Source organism: Streptomyces sp. NPDC018833 (assembly GCF_044390825.1).
GTDB lineage: Bacteria > Actinomycetota > Actinomycetes > Streptomycetales > Streptomycetaceae > Streptomyces.
Genome location: NZ_JBIRZM010000004.1, coordinates 178,818 through 194,950 on the forward strand (window position 1 = coordinate 178,818; position 16,133 = coordinate 194,950).

Below are 16,133 nucleotides of genomic sequence, written 5' to 3' on the forward strand. Positions count from 1 at the left end.
CGAGGACACGGTACGCCCCCGCCGCCGCGCCCGGCCCTCGGTCCCTACGCCGTCCCGAGCCACAATGGGGCCCCGACGCGCACGGACGGAGAGCCCGCCACGGACACCAAACCGACCCTCCTGTGGTCCCTGATCGTCCCGCTGAAGCCCCTCGCGCTCGCCAAGAGCAGGCTCGCGGGCGCCGCGGACGACGTACTGCGGCCGCGCCTCGCGCTCGCCTTCGCCCAGGACACCGTCACCGCCGCGCTGGGCTGCCCCGCGGTACGGGATGTGGTGGTCGTCACGGACGACCCGGCGGCCGCGGCGTCGCTGGCCGCGCTGGGGGCACGGATCGTGCCGGACGCGCCTGCCGCGGGTCTCAACGCGGCGCTGGCGCATGGCGCGCGGTCGGCGCGCGCACGGTGCCCGGCGGCGGCTGTCGCCGCGCTCAACGCGGATCTGCCGGCATTGCGGCCGGCGGAATTGGCGCGGGTACTCGGCGCGGCCTCGGTATTTACCCGGGCATTTCTCGCGGATGCCGCGGGAATCGGTACGACATTGCTGAGCGCGCTGCCGGGCGTGGAATTGCGCCCGGCTTTCGGCGGCCCTTCACGCCGTCGGCATTTGGCATCGGGGGCGGCGGAAATCATGGCCGGCGGGGTGGATTCCGTGCGCCAGGACGTGGATACGGCGGCGGATCTGTCGGCGGCGCTGGCGCTCGGGGTGGGCCCGCGGACGGCGCGGCGGCTGATAGCGGGCGCGCCCGCGCCGGACAGCCTCCATGAGGCTCCGGGGGCGCGATATACGGAAGGGCCCTAGGGGATGCCCGGCGGATCGGACCGGACAGGCCGTGGCCCCTCCGGCGCATGGAGTCTCCCCAGGCCCGCAGGGGCCGAGGGAAGGGGCCTGCCCGGGCCGCCAGGGCCGAGGGGAAGCATCGCAGGGCGTCGGAGTGCTCTGATGGCGGAGCTGTCAGGGCATTTCGGCATCGCGGCGTGGGGCCCCTCCCGTGCGCCGAAGGGCTACGGCGGCGGGGACCCCACGCCCGGGGGTGCATCGTCGCCCCGGCCTCGATCCGCCGAACAACCCTGGGGCGCTTCGGCCCTGATCCGCCCGGCAGGCCACCGCCCCGGCCCCGTAGGCTGGGCGCATGCAGGCGACCTCGTACACGTACGACCCCGAGACCCGCAGCGGAAGTGTGCTGCTCGACGACGGGACCCCGGTGGAGTTCGACCGTGCCGCTTTCGACGCGGGCGGCCTGCGGCTGCTGCGCTCCGGCCAGCGGGTGCGGATCGAGACCGAGGGCGAGGGCGACGCGCGCCGCATCACCCTCGTGACGCTGTACACGTTCTGACGCCGGACGCGCACACGCCGCGGGCCGGTCTCCCAGAGGGAGACCGGCCCGGCGCGTGAGTGGCCCTGTGGCCTCGTACCGCTTGCTCTTCGCCTACTTCTTGCGGGCAGTGGTCTTCTTGGCGGTGGTCTTGCGCGCCGTCGCCTTCTTGGCCGGCGCCTTCTTCGCGGTGGCCTTCTTGGCGGGGGCGGTCTTCTTCGCCGCCGCCTTCTTGGCCGTGGTCTTCGCCGGCGCGGCCTTCTTGGCGGCCGCGGCCGTCTTGGCGGGCGCCTTCTTCGCGGGCGCCTTCTTCGCCGTGACCTTCTTGGCGGGGGCGGCCTTCTTGGCGGGGGCCTTCTTCGCCGTGGCCTTCTTGGCGGTGGCCTTCTTGGCGGCGGCCTTGGCCGTCGTACGGGTCGGAGCCCCGCCGGAAAGGCTGCCCTTCGGGGCCTTCTTGACGGAGACCTCGCCTCCCTTGGGGAGCTTCTTCGTGCCGCTGACCAGGTCCTTGAAGCCCTGGCCCGCACGGAACCGCGGCACGGACGTCTTCTTGACCCGCACGCGCTCACCCGTCTGCGGGTTGCGGGCGTAACGGGCGGGGCGGTCGACCTTCTCGAACGAGCCGAAGCCGGTGACCGACACCCGGTCTCCGGCGACTGTTGCGCGGACGATCGCGTCAAGTACCGCGTCGACAGCGTCAGCGGCCTGCTGACGGCCGCCGAGCTTGTCGGCAATCGCTTCTACGAGCTGCGCCTTGTTCACGTCTTCCCCTTCGGAGACATTTGGCCGGAACGATTGCGTCCAGGCTTTTTCGCACGTTAGGCAGATATATACCGCAAATCAAACACGAAACGGGCTAATCACCCTAGTGCCGCAACGAAGTCGACCTCGGCGGAGTTCTGAGGTCAGTCACCTTCAGGGAATCGGCCCTCGTCGAGGTCCCTCATCAACCGGTCCAGACGCCTTGCCGCGTCCGGGAGATCGTGCTTCGCCGCTGCCGTGACGACCAGCAGCTTCCGGGACAGCGCCATCCTTACGCCCTCCGGGACTTGCAGTTCGCGCACTCTTGTGTGCGCTTCCTTCAATCGGGCCGCGACCGCCTCATAGAGCTCGAGTTGGCTGTCACGTTCCATGCACCGATTGTGCCATCTGGGGCGAGTTGTCGCCCGACGGGGCCTCAACATGCGACTGCGCCCCCCACCCGGAGGTGGAGGGCGCAGTACGGGAAAAGCGCTGCTCAGGCGTCAATCGTACGGGGTTTGAAGGACGGCCGGGCGGCCTCGTACGCCGCGATGTCCGCTTCGTTCTGAAGGGTGAGGCTGATGTCGTCCAGACCGTTCAGCAGTCGCCAGCGGGCGTTCTCGTCGAGCTCGAAGTCGGCGGAGATTCCCGGCGCGATGACCTTCCGCTGCTCCAGGTCGACCGTGATCTCCACGGTCGGGTCCGCCTCGGTCAGCTCCCAGAGCGCGTCGACCGTCTGCTGGTCGAGAACGACGGTCAGCAGGCCGTTCTTGAGGGAGTTACCGCGGAAGATGTCGGCGAAGCGGGACGAGATGACGGTCTTGAACCCGAAGTTCTGCAGGGCCCATACGGCGTGCTCACGCGAGGAGCCGGTGCCGAAGTCGGGGCCGGCGACGAGCACCGAGGCGCCTTGGCGCTCGGGGCGGTTGAGCACGAACTCGGGGTCCTTGCGCCAGGCCTCGAACAGACCGTCCTCGAAGCCGTCGCGGGTGACCTTCTTCAGCCAGTGCGCGGGGATGATCTGGTCGGTGTCGACGTTGCTGCGGCGCAGCGGAACGGCCCGGCCGGTGTGTGTGGTGAATGCTTCCATGGTTCCTCAGACCCCCGCGGGCGTAGAGACATCGGCATCGGACAGGTCGGCCGGGGAGGCCAGATGGCCGAGCACCGCGGTGGCGGCGGCGACCTGCGGCGAGACCAGGTGCGTACGGCCGCCCTTGCCCTGCCTGCCCTCGAAGTTGCGGTTCGAGGTGGAGGCGGAACGCTCACCCGGGGCCAGCTGGTCGGGGTTCATGCCCAGGCACATCGAGCAGCCTGCGTGGCGCCATTCGGCCCCCGCCGCGGTGAAGACCTTGTCCAAGCCCTCCTCGACGGCCTGCAGCGCGACCCGGACGGAACCGGGGACGACCAGCATGCGTACGCCGTCGGCGACTTTGCGTCCGTCCATGATCCCGGCGGCCGCACGCAGGTCCTCGATACGGCCGTTGGTGCACGAGCCTACGAAGACGGTGTCGACGTTGATGTCACGCAGCGGCTGTCCCGCGGTCAACCCCATGTATTCCAGGGCCTTTTCGGCCGCCAGGCGCTCCGAAGCATCCTCGTACGAAGCCGGGTCGGGGACGTGGGCCGACAGGGGCGCGCCCTGGCCGGGGTTGGTGCCCCAGGTGACGAACGGTGCCAGTTCGGCGGCGTCGATGAACACCTCGGCGTCGAAGACGGCGTCGTCGTCCGTGCGCAGCGTCTGCCAGTACGCGACCGCGGCATCCCAGTCCTCGCCCTTGGGTGCGTGATCACGGCCCTGCAGGTAGTCGAACGTGGTCCGGTCCGGGGCGATCATGCCCGCGCGGGCGCCGGCCTCGATCGACATGTTGCAGATGGTCATCCGGGCCTCCATCGAGAGCTTCTCGATGGCGGATCCGCGGTACTCGAGGATGTAGCCCTGGCCGCCACCCGTGCCGATCTTGGCGATGATGGCGAGGATCAGGTCCTTGGCGGTCACGCCGTCGGGCAGCTCGCCCTCCACGGTGATGGCCATGGTCTTCGGGCGGGCCAGCGGCAGCGTCTGGGTGGCCAGCACGTGCTCCACCTGGGAGGTGCCGATACCGAAGGCCAGAGCGCCGAAGGCGCCGTGGGTGGAGGTGTGGGAGTCGCCGCAGACGACCGTGGTGCCGGGCTGGGTCAGACCCAGCTGGGGGCCGACGACGTGCACGACGCCCTGCTCGACATCGCCCAGCGGGTGCAGCCGCACACCGAAGTCGGCACAGTTCTTGCGCAGGGTCTCCAGCTGTGCGCGGGAGACCGGGTCGGCGATCGGCTTGTCGATGTCGAGGGTCGGGGTGTTGTGGTCCTCGGTCGCGATGGTGAGGTCGAGCCGCCGCACCTGGCGGCCGTTCTTCCGCAGACCGTCGAAGGCCTGCGGGCTGGTCACCTCGTGCAGCAGGTGCAGATCGATGAAGAGGAGGTCGGGCTCGCCCTCGGCGCGCCGGACGACATGGTCGTCCCAGACCTTCTCCGCGAGTGTCCTACCCATCGCTTTCCCTCCGGCCGGCTGTGCCGCCGACACAACTAGAGATCTTGTGCAGTGCCCGTTGGTCGCGGGCCGCAACTACAGCGTGGCAAGTTCCACGGAAAATTGAACTTGCGTTTCACAGAGTGAGACGTGAGTATCGTTGCATGGACAACTCTAGCGGCGTCGGTGTTCTCGACAAGGCGGCCCTTGTCTTGAGCGCCCTGGAGTCCGGTCCGGCCACCCTCGCGGGTCTGGTCGCGGCCACGGGACTCGCACGACCCACGGCCCATCGCCTGGCCGTGGCACTGGAACACCACCGTATGGTGGCGAGGGACATGCAGGGCCGGTTCATCCTCGGACCGCGGTTGGCGGAGCTCGCCGCCGCGGCGGGCGAGGACCGGCTGCTGGCCACAGCCGGCCCCGTACTCACACACCTGCGCGACGTGACCGGCGAGAGCGCCCAGCTCTACCGCCGGCAGGGAGACATGCGCATCTGCGTGGCGGCGGCCGAGCGGCTGTCCGGACTGCGGGACACCGTGCCCGTCGGCTCCACGCTCACGATGAAGGCCGGATCGTCGGCCCAGATCCTGATGGCCTGGGAAGAGCCCGAGCGGCTGCACCGCGGGCTGCAGGGCGCGCGCTTCACGGCGACGGCCCTCTCGGGCGTACGGCGCCGGGGCTGGGCCCAGTCGATCGGTGAGCGCGAGCCGGGCGTGGCCTCCGTCTCCGCTCCGGTGCGGGGCCCGTCGAACCGAGTGGTGGCCGCCGTCTCGGTCTCCGGTCCCATCGAGCGGCTGACCCGCCACCCCGGGCGTATGCACGCCCAGGCGGTGATCGACGCCGCCGCGCGCCTCAGCGAGGCGCTGCGCCGCTCCGGCTGACCTCCCTCGCGGCAGCGCCACATCGGCCTGCCGGCCCCTCCAACGCCGCAGGGGCCGGCCGGACGTGCGTGTGACCTGCGGGAGCATGCTCTCCGCCGAGCCCGGACCGGTTCGCGGGTGCAGCATGGAATTACGTGCGGACCGACGGAGGTGTGAGAGCGATGACCGAGTTCATGGACGTGCACCGCGGAATGAAGGGCATCACGAGCGATCAGCTCATGGAGGCGCACCGCGCGGATCTCGCGATCGAGGGCGAGGAGGGTGTGCACTTCAAGCAGGCGTGGGCCGACCCGGACACGGGCACGGTCTACTGCCTGTCGGAGGGCCCTTCGGCCGACGCCGTGCAGCGCATCCACGAGCGCACGGGCCACCCTGCGGACGAGATACACGCGGTCCCGGTCACTGTGTGAGCCCTGCCCGAGCCCCCGTCGCCCGCTGCGACCGGGGGCTCCAGCGTGCCTGCACACGGCCTCCGACGGCCGGCTGGCCCCTTCGCCTGGACCCGGGTGCCAGCGGGCCGTCCGTACGCGCCGGCGGGGCCGTGGGGCGGGCATGCAGCAGGTGATGCACCGGTCCGGGGGCTAGCTCGTGAGCATCCTCGGCATCGCGGACCGACGAGTCCCCTCTGCACCGCTCGCGCCGGGTGGGGCGACGATCCGGGTCGGCCGCGTCCCGGTCGCGACGGTCCGCGAGGTGCTGTCCCACGTCGACGACGTCTTGCTCGGGCCCACGATCCGGCTCGGTGCAGCGACGCGGGCGCTGTCGCAGCACCCCCAGGCGCCCTCGGACGACGATCCCGCGGCGGCCGCTGCGGGGGCGAAGGTCGAGCGGCTGCTGTCGGGGCTCGCGACACCACGCCCGCGACATCGACCTCTCGTCCGTGTACCGCACCTGGTCGCCTCGCTCGCCGGACTGAGCCGGCTGTGCTGTCCCCGAACGGCGTCCGAACTCGCCCCCCGAACTCGCCCCCTGCGCACGGCAGATGGAGGCCATCGCCGGTACGGCGGCGAGCAGGCGCGCGGGAACGCCGAAGGGGCCTCCCACTCGCGTGGGAGACCCCTTCGGTCTCTGTACCCCCGACCGGATTCGAACCGGCGCTACCGCCTTGAGAGGGCGGCGTGCTAGGCCGCTACACAACGGGGGCAAGATCGTGATCCATGTGCTGGATCCGCTGGGCTACCAGGACTCGAACCTAGACTAAATGAACCAGAATCACTCGTGCTGCCAATTACACCATAGCCCATGGTGGTTTAGACCAGTACCCCCGACCGGATTCGAACCGGCGCTACCGCCTTGAGAGGGCGGCGTGCTAGGCCGCTACACAACGGGGGCCCTAGCGATCCCCACCCAGCGGTAGCCGGATGTTGTCACCGTGAGAGCGACCGGGTGCGACCCGACGATCTCACGGGAAGGATCTGTACCCCCGACCGGATTCGAACCGGCGCTACTGCCTTGAGAGGGCAGCGTGCTAGGCCGCTACACAACGGGGGCTTTGCAGATGAGCTCTGCGAGCTGGCCTACCAGGACTCGAACCTAGACTAACTGAACCAGAATCAGTCGTGCTGCCAATTACACCATAGGCCACCAAAACGCAACCCCCTGATGCGGGGATCTTGTTCGGGTTTGCGCTTCCGGTTCCGGGTTTTCGGCCCGCTCCCCTTGGCGCAGGAAGAACATTACCCGAAGGTGGACGGCGCTCCAAAACGGGTATCTCCGCGCAACAGCGGGGGCAGCTCGTCGAGACCGGCGATCCGGATGAGCTCCGGCCTGCCCCCCAGGCCGCCGCGGTCGAGCCAGATACCGGTGAGTCCGGCCTCGACGGCGCCACGGGCATCGATGTCGGGCTGGTCCCCGACATAGGCGACCTCGTGCGGGGCGAGGCCGATGACCTCGCACGCTGCGAGGAAAGCGGCGGCTTCGGGCTTGGAGACGCCGATCTCCACGGCGCACACCACGGCCTCGAAGCGGTCCCGCACGCCGAGGATGCGCAGCTTGCGGTCCTGGTTGTGGATGCTGGAGTTGGACAGGACGGCGTGACGGTAGTCACCGGCGAGCTTGTCGAGCACGGGGATCGTGTCGGGGAACAGCGCCCAGGCGGCCTCGTAGTACTCGACATGCCGGCCGAACCAGGCGTCGGCCTCGTCGTCACTCATCTCCGGCGCCCCGAGGAACTGCCGTACCCGGTCGCGGCGCTGCCCCGGGAAGTCGGTCTCCCCCGCGGCGAAACGGGCCCACTGGATGTCGGTGATCTCCCGCCAGGCGACGAGTGCCTGCTCGACGCAGGCGTATCCGCCGGGCAGGCCCTCGTGCTCAAGGTGCTTGCCCATGCCGATGCGGTCGGCGCTCGCGTAGTCGAAGATCGTGTCGTCGATGTCCCAGAGGACCGCGCGGATCGGCATGCCCCGACCGTACCGCCACAGCGCCGCCCGGCTGGGGGTCCGGGGGTCACCCCCCGATGAACGCTTGCCGATGCCCCAGAGGACCGCGCGGATCGGCATGCCGCCGAGGCCGGCGATCAGGCCATCGCCTCGGGCGGGACCACGAAGAAGTCGGTGACGAAGCAGACGACCTCGCCCGAGGCGCCGCGGCCTATCCAGGTCGGATACGCGCCGTCGCCCCAGCCCGAGCTGAAGGCGACCAGGGTGTGGCCGGTGCCGGGGGCCGTGATGATGTGCGGGCCCAGGTGGGCGTCATCGGCGTCGAAGGCGTCCCACAGCGGGCCCTCGTCGCCCTCGCACTCGGGGAACGACTCGTCGCACGAGGCGTCGTAGAAGCAGCCGGTGCCGGCGTCGACGCCGTAGCCGTAGAACTCGTCGTCGGAGAGCTCCTTCACGTCCTGGCCGGCCTGGAGACCGATCTCCCACGCGACCGGAGGCATGTCCTTGATCACCAGGCGTGCGGCGGCGATCCGCTGGTGCGGGGTGTCGGACGGCTCCTCGTCGGGGCGCGTGAGGGTGGCCACGGCGCACTCCACCCGGTACCGGCCGGGGGCGACCTCGGCCGTGAACGGCTCGGCCTCGCCGCAGCCGAGGGAGATGAACGGGTCACAGGCGACGACACGGCCGGTGGGCAGCCACAGCTCCCCCGCCTCGGCGACCGACATCGTGCCGGTGACCCCGTTCTCCTCCTGGAACCGGTTGTCCGGCGTGAAGTGCCAGGCGAAGTCGGGAGCGGGCATGGGCATGGTGGTCCCCCAGGGGCCGTTGTGGTCCGGATCGGTCCGAACACTAGCCGGGGACTACGACAAACAACCGAGGGGCGGCTGCCGTTACGGCTGCCGCCCCTCGGGACCCGCGGATCAGGCGGTCAACTTCGCCAGTGCCGCGTCGATACGGGCGAGGGTCTTCTCCTTGCCCAGGATCTCCAGCGACTCGAAGAGCGGCAGGCCCACCGTGCGGCCGGTGACCGCGACACGGACCGGGGCCTGGGCCTTGCCGAGCTTGAGGCCGTGGGACTCACCGGCGGCGAGCACGGCCTCCTTCAGCGACTCGGCGCTGGACCAGTCGGCCGTCTGAAGCTTCTCGCGGGCGGTCGTCAGCAGGGCGACGGGGTCGCCCTTCATCGCCTTGGTCCACGACGCCTCGTCCTCCACCGGCTCCTTGAGGAACAGGAAGTCGACGTTGGCGGTGATGTCCGAGAGGACCGTGAGGCGGGTCTGCGCGTATGGAGCGATCGCCTCCCAGGCGGCCCGGTCGAAGTCCTCCGGCGCCCAGTTGGCGTGCGGGGCCTTCAGCCACGGCTCGCACGCCTCGGTGAAGGTCTTCACGTCCAGCATGCGGATGTGGTCGGCGTTGATGGCCTCGGCCTTCTTCAGGTCGAAGCGGGCCGGGTTGGCGTTGACGTCCGCGAGGTCGAACTTCGCGACCATCTCCGGGATCGTGAAGATGTCCTGGTCGGCGGAGAAGGACCAGCCCAGCAGGGAAAGGTAGTTGAGCAGGCCCTCGGGGAGGAAGCCGCGCTCCCGGTAGAGGTTGAGCGAGGCCTGCGGGTCGCGCTTGGAAAGCTTCTTGTTGCCCTCGCCCATGACGTACGGCAGGTGGCCGAAGGAGGGGACCTCCTTGGCGATGCCGAGCTCGATCAGCGCCTTGTAGAGCGCGATCTGGCGCGGGGTGGAGGACAGCAGGTCCTCGCCGCGCAGCACATGGGTGATCTCCATCAGCGCGTCGTCCACCGGGTTGACGAGCGTGTAGAGCGGCGCGCCGTTGGCGCGGACGATGCCGTAGTCCGGGACGTTCTCCGGGGTGAAGGTCAGCTCGCCGCGCACCAGGTCGGTGAAGGTGATCGGCTCGTCCGGCATCTTGAAGCGGACGATGGACTCGCGGCCTTCGGCGTCGTACGCGGCCTTCTGCTCTGCCGTCAGCGTGCGGCACTTGCCGTCGTAGCCGGACGGCCTGCCGGCGGCGCGGGCGGCGTCGCGGCGCGCCTCGAGCTCCAGGGCGGTGCAGTAGCAGGGGTACGCGTAGCCGCCGTCGATCAGCTTCCCGGCGACGTCCTTGTAGATGTCCATCCGCTGGGACTGGCGGTAGGGACCATGGGGGCCGCCGACCTCGGGGCCCTCGTCCCAGTCGAGGCCGAGCCAGCGCAGCGAGTCGAGCAGCTGGTTGTACGACTCCTCGGAGTCGCGGGCCGCGTCGGTGTCCTCAATGCGGAAGACCATGGTGCCGCCGTTGTGCCGGGCGTAGGCCCAGTTGAACAGGGCGGTGCGGACCAGGCCCACATGGGGGTTGCCGGTCGGGGACGGACAAAAACGTACGCGGACGGATCCGTTAGCCACGCTTGATCACCTTGTTGGTGAGAGTGCCGATGCCTTCGATGGTGACGGCGACCTCGTCGCCGACGTTGAGGGGGCCGACCCCCGCGGGGGTGCCCGTGAGGACGACGTCGCCCGGGAGCAGCGTCATGGCCTCGGTGATGTGCACGATCAGATCCTCGACGGACCGGACCATCTCGCTCGTACGCCCCAGTTGGCGCTGTTCGCCGTTGACCGTGCACTGGATCGTCAGATCGGCGGGGTCGAGGTCGGTCTCCACCCAGGGGCCGAGCGGGCAGGAGGTGTCGAAGCCCTTGGCCCTGGCCCACTGCTTCTCGCGCTTCTGGGCGTCGCGCGCGGTGACGTCGTTGGCGCAGGTGTAGCCGAAGATCACGTCCTTGACGCGTTCGCGCGGGACTTCGCGGCACATCCGGCCGATGACGACGGCGAGCTCGGCCTCGTGGTGCAGCTCGCTGGAGAACGAGGGGTACTCGATGGCGTCGCCGGAGCCGATGACGGAGGTGGTGGGCTTGAAGAAGGCGACGGGCAGGTCCGGGACCTCGTTGCCGAGCTCAGCCGCGTGCTCCGCGTAGTTGCGGCCGATGCCCACGACCTTGTTGGGCAGCACGGGGGGCAGCAGCCGGACCTTGCTCAACGGGACCTTGGTGCCCGAGAGTGCGAAGTCTGTGTACGGAATGCCCTTGATGATGTCGAGGAGGAGGCCGTCGGGGCCTTCCTCGACCGCGCCGAAGGCGACATTGCCGTCGATGGAGAACCTGGCGATGCGCACGGGTTGCTGTCGCCCCTCACTACTCACTCGCTGACCGGCCCTGCTCGCTGACCGGAGACTGACGCTCCAGGCTAACGCGGCGGGACGTGCCCGCCTCGCGCATTACGGCGCGGGCGGGTGAGCGGGGCCGTTCACCACGGGGCGCCGTTCACCATGGGGCGAGAGAGCCGGAGGGGCGCGCGGGTGTCGAAAGGGAGTGAGGGCACCACCCAGCGGTAGCTGGGGGGAGCGCGGAGGTCCTGAGGAACGAAGGACCGAGCACGACCGACCGTCGACACACGCCGAGAGCGCCCCGGTGGGGACCCCCCGGCGAAGCCAGGGGGAAACCGAGCCTCAGGAAACAGGCGCGTCCATCAGGATCGTGCGGCGGGGGTTGGCCGTCTGGGTGGGAAGATCGACCGAGTGCTCCGGCTGCTCCGGCGTCCGCAGCTCGTCGGCGTCCTCGAGGTGCGCGAGCGTCGTGCGGCGGGGGTTGGCTATGTTGCGGAACATCATCGTCGTCTTCATCGGCTGCTTCAGACCTTGTCGGAGTAGGGACGCTTCGAGAAGCGCGGTTGACGGACGGACCATCCTTGTAAAGCCTCAGGCTAAACATTCAATTCCCACCGAAAGCCAGGGGAAGAACTCGATCTACGTGTGAGTTTGCTCACGACGAGAGAGTCATTTCCGGCAATCCGGACCATGGGCCTTCCTGGTGGGAACAGACATTCCGCCACTGAATGCGCCATTCCGCTCCTGATCATGAGGACTGGGACACCCCCCACCCCTAAAGGACTCGTGCCGTAAAGTCCGTTTCCTCCGTGAACGGTTTCTACGGTTCGTGACATAACGCTTACAAGGTGTCACCCAGGTCACAGGCCGGTACACGGCCCTTGTTGGAGAACTGGCACTGTGCTGGAATTCCACGCACCGCCGCGGTTTCAGGGCCGGCGCGCATTGGGCGCAACGCAGCGCCGAGTGGCGGCGGGGAAGGGGGAGCAGCGCCGGTCACTCACGACCACCATGGGGCGCGATCGATGCCCCGAGACGCCGACACCGTCCCGCCGTACAAGCGGAGGGGCGCCTGGTCCAGAGGTTGCGACGCTAGTGCAGGGACGTTTCAAGAGGGATGGCATGGGGCGTCCCCAGGCCCGCCAGGGCCAAGGGGAAGCTGCGGCAGAACAGGAGCCGCGCGGTTCTACCGACCGCGGCGCCTCTCCCCAGCACACCCACAACCAGGGACCGGCAGCGCCCGGCGACAGCGGCGAGCGTGCCGCGCGCCCCGGTGCGTCCGCGCACTCCGCGGACGGCGGCAAGGCCCCGTCGACAGGGAAGGGTCCGACGGACACCGGCTCCCGAATAGCGCTGCGCAACTGGCGCATCAGCACGCGTCTGGTCTCCCTGCTCACCCTGCCGGTCGTCGCCGCGACCACGCTGGGCGGACTCCGTATCCAGGAGTCCATGGACGACATGAAGCAGCTGGACCACATGCAGCTGCTCACGGAGATGACCCGGGCGGCGACCGACCTGGCGCAGGCGCTCCAGTCGGAGCGCGACCTGTCCGCCGGACCGCTCGCCAACGGCTCTCCCATCACCGACTTCAAGGTCTCCGGTCCGCGCACCCAGACCGACCTGGTCAAGAAGGCCTTCCTCGACGCCACCCGTGACATCCCCAACACGGATGACGACGAGGCCCTGGAGAGCATCCGCGCCAACGCGAACCAGATCGCCGTCCAGGTCAACAGCCTCAACAAGATCCGTGCCACGGCGTACGAGGGCGACGTCCCGAACTCGCAGACCGTGGAGAGCTACAGCCGGCTGATCGAGTCGCTGCTGAGCCTCTCCCAGGACATGGCCCAGGCGACCAGCAACCCCGAGATGATCAAGCGCACGCGCGCTCTGGCGGCCTTCTCGTCCGCCAAGGAGTACGCGTCCATCCAGCGCGCGATCATCGCCGCGGCCCTGCCAGGCGGTGACAACGCGAAGGCGCCCGGCCTGGCGGAGAACGACCGTCTGTACGGCAAGGCCGCCGTGGAGAACGGCGAGACCGAGCTCAAGGCCTTCAAGGCGATCTACGAGTCCACCGGCGGTGACGCCGAGGAGCTCACCGCCACGCTGGACAGCGGCAACCCGACCATCGCCGCGTCGGAGCTGTACGCCAAGCGCGTACTCGACACCGAGGGCCAGATCGACCGCCTGCCCAAGCGCTCGCACCTGGACTGGACCGACGACTACTCGGTCCGGATCAACGCGATGAAGCAGATCGAGGCCACCCTGCTCGGCCAGATGGAGAGCAAGGCCCGTGAGCTGCGCGAGGAGTCGCAGCGCGAGGCCATCATCAACGGTGCGCTGATCCTCGTCGTCCTCGGCGTCTCGCTCGTCGGCGCGTTCGTCGTGGCCCGGTCCATGATCCGCTCGCTGCGCCGTCTGCAGGACACCGCGACCAGGGTCGCCCAGGACCGGCTGCCCGAGCTCGTCAAGCAGCTGTCGGAGGCCGACCCGCAGGACGTCGACACCTCCGTCGAGTCCGTCGGTGTCCACTCTCGGGACGAGATCGGCCAGGTGGCCGCGGCCTTCGACGACGTGCACCGCGAGGCGGTCCGGCTCGCCGCCGAGCAGGCCCTGCTGCGGGGCAACGTCAACGCGATGTTCACCAACCTCTCGCGCCGGTCCCAGGGCCTCATCCAGCGTCAGCTCTCGCTCATCTCCGAGCTGGAGTCCCGCGAGGCCGACCCGGACCAGCTGTCCTCGCTGTTCAAGCTGGACCACCTCGCGACCCGTATGCGCCGGAACGGTGAGAACCTCCTCGTCCTCGCGGGCGAGGAGCCGGGCCGCCGGTGGACGCGCCCGGTCCCGCTCGTCGACGTGCTGCGCGCCGCCGCGTCCGAGGTGGAGCAGTACGAGCGCATCGAGCTCGCGGCCGTGCCCGCGACAGAGGTCGCCGGCCGCGTCGTCAACGACCTCGTGCACCTGCTCGCCGAGCTGCTGGAGAACGCGACGTCGTTCTCCTCCCCGCAGACCAAGGTCCGGGTCACCGGTCACGCGCTGCCCGACGGACGGGTCCTCGTCGAGATCCACGACACCGGCATCGGCCTCTCCCCCGAGGACCTCGCCGCGATCAACGAGCGGCTGGCGTCGCCGCCCACCGTGGACGTCTCGGTCTCCCGCCGCATGGGTCTGTTCGTGGTCGGCCGCCTGTCCCTGCGGCACGGCATCCGTATCCAGCTGCGCCCGTCGGACTCGGGTGGCACCACCGCGCTCGTCATGCTCCCCGTCGATGTCGCCAACGGCGGCAGGAAGCTCCCGGGCAAGCCGGGTGCGGGTGGCCAGGGCGCGGCTGCGCAGGGCCCCGGCGGCGGCGCTCCCGGCCTCCCGGGCCGTCCCGGTGCTCCGGCGGCCGGCGGCGGGCGTCCCGGCGGCGGCGGTCCCGGCGCGAGCGGTGCGCCCGCGGGCGGCCGGCTCGGCACCGGCGCGCCGCGCGGCCAGGTCGGCGCCCCTTCGGGGCCCCGCGCCGCGCTGCCGGGACGTGACGGTGCTCCGCGTCCGGCCCAGGGTCAGAACGGCTCCCCGCAGGACCCCTCGCGTCAGGGCGACGCGTTCGGCGCGGGCCGTGGCGGCCAGGGTGTTCCCGCGCCCGCCCGGGGCGAGGCCCCGCAGAGCGGCTTCCGTCAGGGTGCGCCGGGCGCGGGCGACCGCGGTCGGCAGCTGCCGCCGACGGGCGTTCCGCGCGCCGAGCTGCCGGGCGGCTCTCCCGCCCGGCGCGAGGAGCCGCGTCCGCAGCGTCCGCAGACCACCAGCTGGGGCAGCGAGCAGCCGCCCGCTCCGCAGCAGCGCCCGGCGGCCGACGCGCCGCGCGGCCACGAGGACCACGACGCCTCGCGCGGCGCCGGTGCCACGGCCGAGTTCGCCCGGCCGGACTTCAACGGCCCCGCGGACCCTGGTTCCACGGGCCAGTTCGTCCGCCCCGACGTGTACGGCGGCCAGAACTCGGCTGCGCCGTCCGGTCAGTTCGCCCGGCCGGACTTCAACGCCCCGAAGCCGCCCGCCCAGGACCCGGCTCAGACCGCGCAGTTCGCCCGGCCCGATTTCCAGGCCCCGCCGCAGCAGCAGGCGCCGCGCCGCCGGGACGAGGGCTTCCCCCCGGCACGGCCGGCGGCCTCCCTGCCCGCTCCGCACCAGCCCGAGGCCCTGCCTCCGGCCGGCCCGGGGGACGGCCGTACGCCGCTGTACGACACGCTGGAGACCAACTGGTTCCACGGGTCGCAGGGCGGTGGCCCGGCCGAGCAGCAGCCGCAGCAGCGGTCCGCTCCGCAGATGCCGCAGCGTCACTCTGTGCCGAACCCGGGGACCCCGGGCGAGGCGCCCTCGGCGAACGGCGCCTCCTGGCGCACTTCGCCCAACGACGAGCTGGTGCGCCAGGCCGAGCGGGTGCGCAAGCCCGCGGCCGGTGGTGTCACCACCTCGGGTCTGCCCCGTCGCGTCCCGCGAGCGAACCTCGTCCCGGGCACCGCGCAGGAGCAGAACCACCAGTCCGGTCCGCAGGTCTCGCGCGCACCCGACGACGTGCGCGGCCGACTGACCAATCTGCGCCGGGGTATCCAGCAGGGCCGGCAGCAGAACAGCCCCACGACCGGCAGCTTCAACCCCGGCCCCAATCACCAGCAGGAGCGATAGTTGAGTCCGATGAGCCAGGCGGCGCAGAACCTGAACTGGTTGATCACCAACTTCGTGGACAACACCCCTGGGGTGTCGCACACGGTGGTGGTCTCCGCCGACGGTCTTCTGCTGGCGATGTCCGAAGGTTTTCCCCGCGACCGGGCCGATCAGCTCGCGGCCGTGGCATCCGGGCTGACCTCGCTGACCGCGGGAGCCTCCCGGATCTTCGAGGGCGGTCCCGTGAGCCAGACGGTCGTGGAGATGGAGCGCGGCTTTCTGTTCCTGATGTCCGTCTCCGACGGGTCGTCGCTGGCCGTTCTCGCCCACCCGGACGCCGACATCGGCCTGGTGGGCTACGAGATGGCTCTTCTGGTCGACCGGGCGGGCAGCGTCCTCACCCCTGATCTGCGCGCCGAGCTCCAGGGAAGTCTTCTGCACTGACATTCCGGCCGTCGGTGACCCCACTCACCGGTCCGGCCGCCGCCACGCACAGACAACCGAACGGCCGCCCAAGGCCC

Annotated in this window: 15 protein-coding genes and 5 tRNA genes; 6 read left to right on the forward strand and 14 right to left on the reverse strand. The window is 70.4% G+C overall.

The window, feature by feature from the left end:
- Positions 1-120: 120 nt before the first annotated feature.
- Both cofC and ACH5AF_RS10590 read left to right on the forward strand, forming a co-directional pair.
- Entirely contained in the window at positions 121-798 is a 678-nt protein-coding gene (cofC, locus tag ACH5AF_RS10585) for a 2-phospho-L-lactate guanylyltransferase (protein WP_398901459.1), read from the forward strand.
- Between the two features lie 331 nt (positions 799-1,129).
- On the forward strand, positions 1,130-1,333 hold the full coding sequence (locus ACH5AF_RS10590) for a hypothetical protein (protein ID WP_215177551.1): 204 nt from the start codon (positions 1,130-1,132) through the stop codon (positions 1,331-1,333).
- 93 nt (positions 1,334-1,426) lie between these two features.
- On the opposite strand, the gene ACH5AF_RS10595 is transcribed toward ACH5AF_RS10590, so the two are convergent.
- The 4 genes from ACH5AF_RS10595 to leuC all read right to left on the reverse strand — a co-directional run bounded on the left by ACH5AF_RS10595 (position 1,427) and on the right by leuC (position 4,580).
- Entirely contained in the window at positions 1,427-2,074 is a 648-nt protein-coding gene (locus ACH5AF_RS10595) for an HU family DNA-binding protein (RefSeq protein ID WP_398901179.1), read from the reverse strand.
- Between the two features lie 143 nt (positions 2,075-2,217).
- Positions 2,218-2,445, reverse strand: a complete 228-nt coding sequence (locus ACH5AF_RS10600) for a hypothetical protein (RefSeq protein WP_398901180.1) — start codon at positions 2,443-2,445, stop codon at positions 2,218-2,220.
- A gap of 104 nt (positions 2,446-2,549) precedes the next feature.
- Positions 2,550-3,143 (reverse strand): 3-isopropylmalate dehydratase small subunit, encoded by a 594-nt coding sequence (leuD, locus tag ACH5AF_RS10605; protein WP_398901181.1) that lies wholly within the window; start codon positions 3,141-3,143, stop codon positions 2,550-2,552.
- 6 nt (positions 3,144-3,149) lie between these two features.
- Complete coding sequence (gene leuC, locus ACH5AF_RS10610) at positions 3,150-4,580, reverse strand: 3-isopropylmalate dehydratase large subunit (RefSeq protein WP_398901182.1); 1,431 nt, start codon at positions 4,578-4,580, stop codon at positions 3,150-3,152.
- 143 nt (positions 4,581-4,723) lie between these two features.
- Here leuC and ndgR point away from each other — a divergent pair, with 143 nt between their 5' ends.
- Both ndgR and ACH5AF_RS10620 read left to right on the forward strand, forming a co-directional pair.
- Positions 4,724-5,440 carry an IclR family transcriptional regulator NdgR gene (gene ndgR / locus ACH5AF_RS10615; RefSeq protein ID WP_026278050.1) on the forward strand — a complete coding sequence of 239 codons (717 nt, stop codon included), beginning with the start codon at positions 4,724-4,726 and terminating at the stop codon, positions 5,438-5,440.
- Between the two features lie 161 nt (positions 5,441-5,601).
- A complete protein-coding gene (locus tag ACH5AF_RS10620) occupies positions 5,602-5,850 on the forward strand; it encodes an SCO4226 family nickel-binding protein (protein WP_398901183.1) in 249 nt (82 codons plus the stop codon).
- 661 nt (positions 5,851-6,511) lie between these two features.
- Here ACH5AF_RS10620 and ACH5AF_RS10625 read toward each other — a convergent pair.
- The 10 genes from ACH5AF_RS10625 to ACH5AF_RS10670 form a co-directional block, all read right to left on the reverse strand.
- A tRNA-Glu gene (locus ACH5AF_RS10625) sits at positions 6,512-6,584 on the reverse strand.
- Positions 6,585-6,611: 27 nt separating this feature from the next.
- Positions 6,612-6,683 (reverse strand) — tRNA-Gln (locus ACH5AF_RS10630).
- A gap of 16 nt (positions 6,684-6,699) precedes the next feature.
- Positions 6,700-6,772 (reverse strand) — tRNA-Glu (locus tag ACH5AF_RS10635).
- 86 nt (positions 6,773-6,858) lie between these two features.
- A tRNA-Glu gene (locus ACH5AF_RS10640) sits at positions 6,859-6,931 on the reverse strand.
- Positions 6,932-6,952: 21 nt separating this feature from the next.
- A tRNA-Gln gene (locus tag ACH5AF_RS10645) sits at positions 6,953-7,024 on the reverse strand.
- Between the two features lie 92 nt (positions 7,025-7,116).
- Positions 7,117-7,839 (reverse strand): HAD family hydrolase, encoded by a 723-nt coding sequence (locus ACH5AF_RS10650; RefSeq protein WP_398901184.1) that lies wholly within the window; start codon positions 7,837-7,839, stop codon positions 7,117-7,119.
- 116 nt (positions 7,840-7,955) lie between these two features.
- Positions 7,956-8,624: a DUF4241 domain-containing protein gene (locus tag ACH5AF_RS10655; protein WP_398901185.1), complete on the reverse strand. Its 669-nt coding sequence runs from the start codon at positions 8,622-8,624 to the stop codon at positions 7,956-7,958.
- 114 nt (positions 8,625-8,738) lie between these two features.
- A complete protein-coding gene (gene gltX, locus ACH5AF_RS10660; RefSeq protein ID WP_398901187.1) occupies positions 8,739-10,214 on the reverse strand; it encodes a glutamate--tRNA ligase in 1,476 nt (491 codons plus the stop codon).
- Positions 10,207-10,980, reverse strand: coding sequence for a fumarylacetoacetate hydrolase family protein (locus ACH5AF_RS10665; RefSeq protein WP_215177538.1), 774 nt, complete (start codon positions 10,978-10,980; stop codon positions 10,207-10,209). The genes gltX and ACH5AF_RS10665 overlap by 8 nt, the downstream gene beginning before the upstream one ends.
- A gap of 333 nt (positions 10,981-11,313) precedes the next feature.
- Complete coding sequence (locus ACH5AF_RS10670) at positions 11,314-11,487, reverse strand: hypothetical protein (RefSeq protein WP_398901188.1); 174 nt, start codon at positions 11,485-11,487, stop codon at positions 11,314-11,316.
- Between the two features lie 606 nt (positions 11,488-12,093).
- Here ACH5AF_RS10670 and ACH5AF_RS10675 point away from each other — a divergent pair.
- On the forward strand, positions 12,094-15,633 hold the full coding sequence (locus tag ACH5AF_RS10675) for a nitrate- and nitrite sensing domain-containing protein (protein ID WP_398901189.1): 3,540 nt from the start codon (positions 12,094-12,096) through the stop codon (positions 15,631-15,633).
- 9 nt (positions 15,634-15,642) lie between these two features.
- The gene (locus ACH5AF_RS10680) at positions 15,643-16,056 is read left to right on the forward strand and encodes a roadblock/LC7 domain-containing protein (RefSeq protein WP_215177658.1); all 414 of its coding nucleotides are present in this window, start codon (positions 15,643-15,645) and stop codon (positions 16,054-16,056) included.
- Positions 16,057-16,133: the final 77 nt, after the last annotated feature.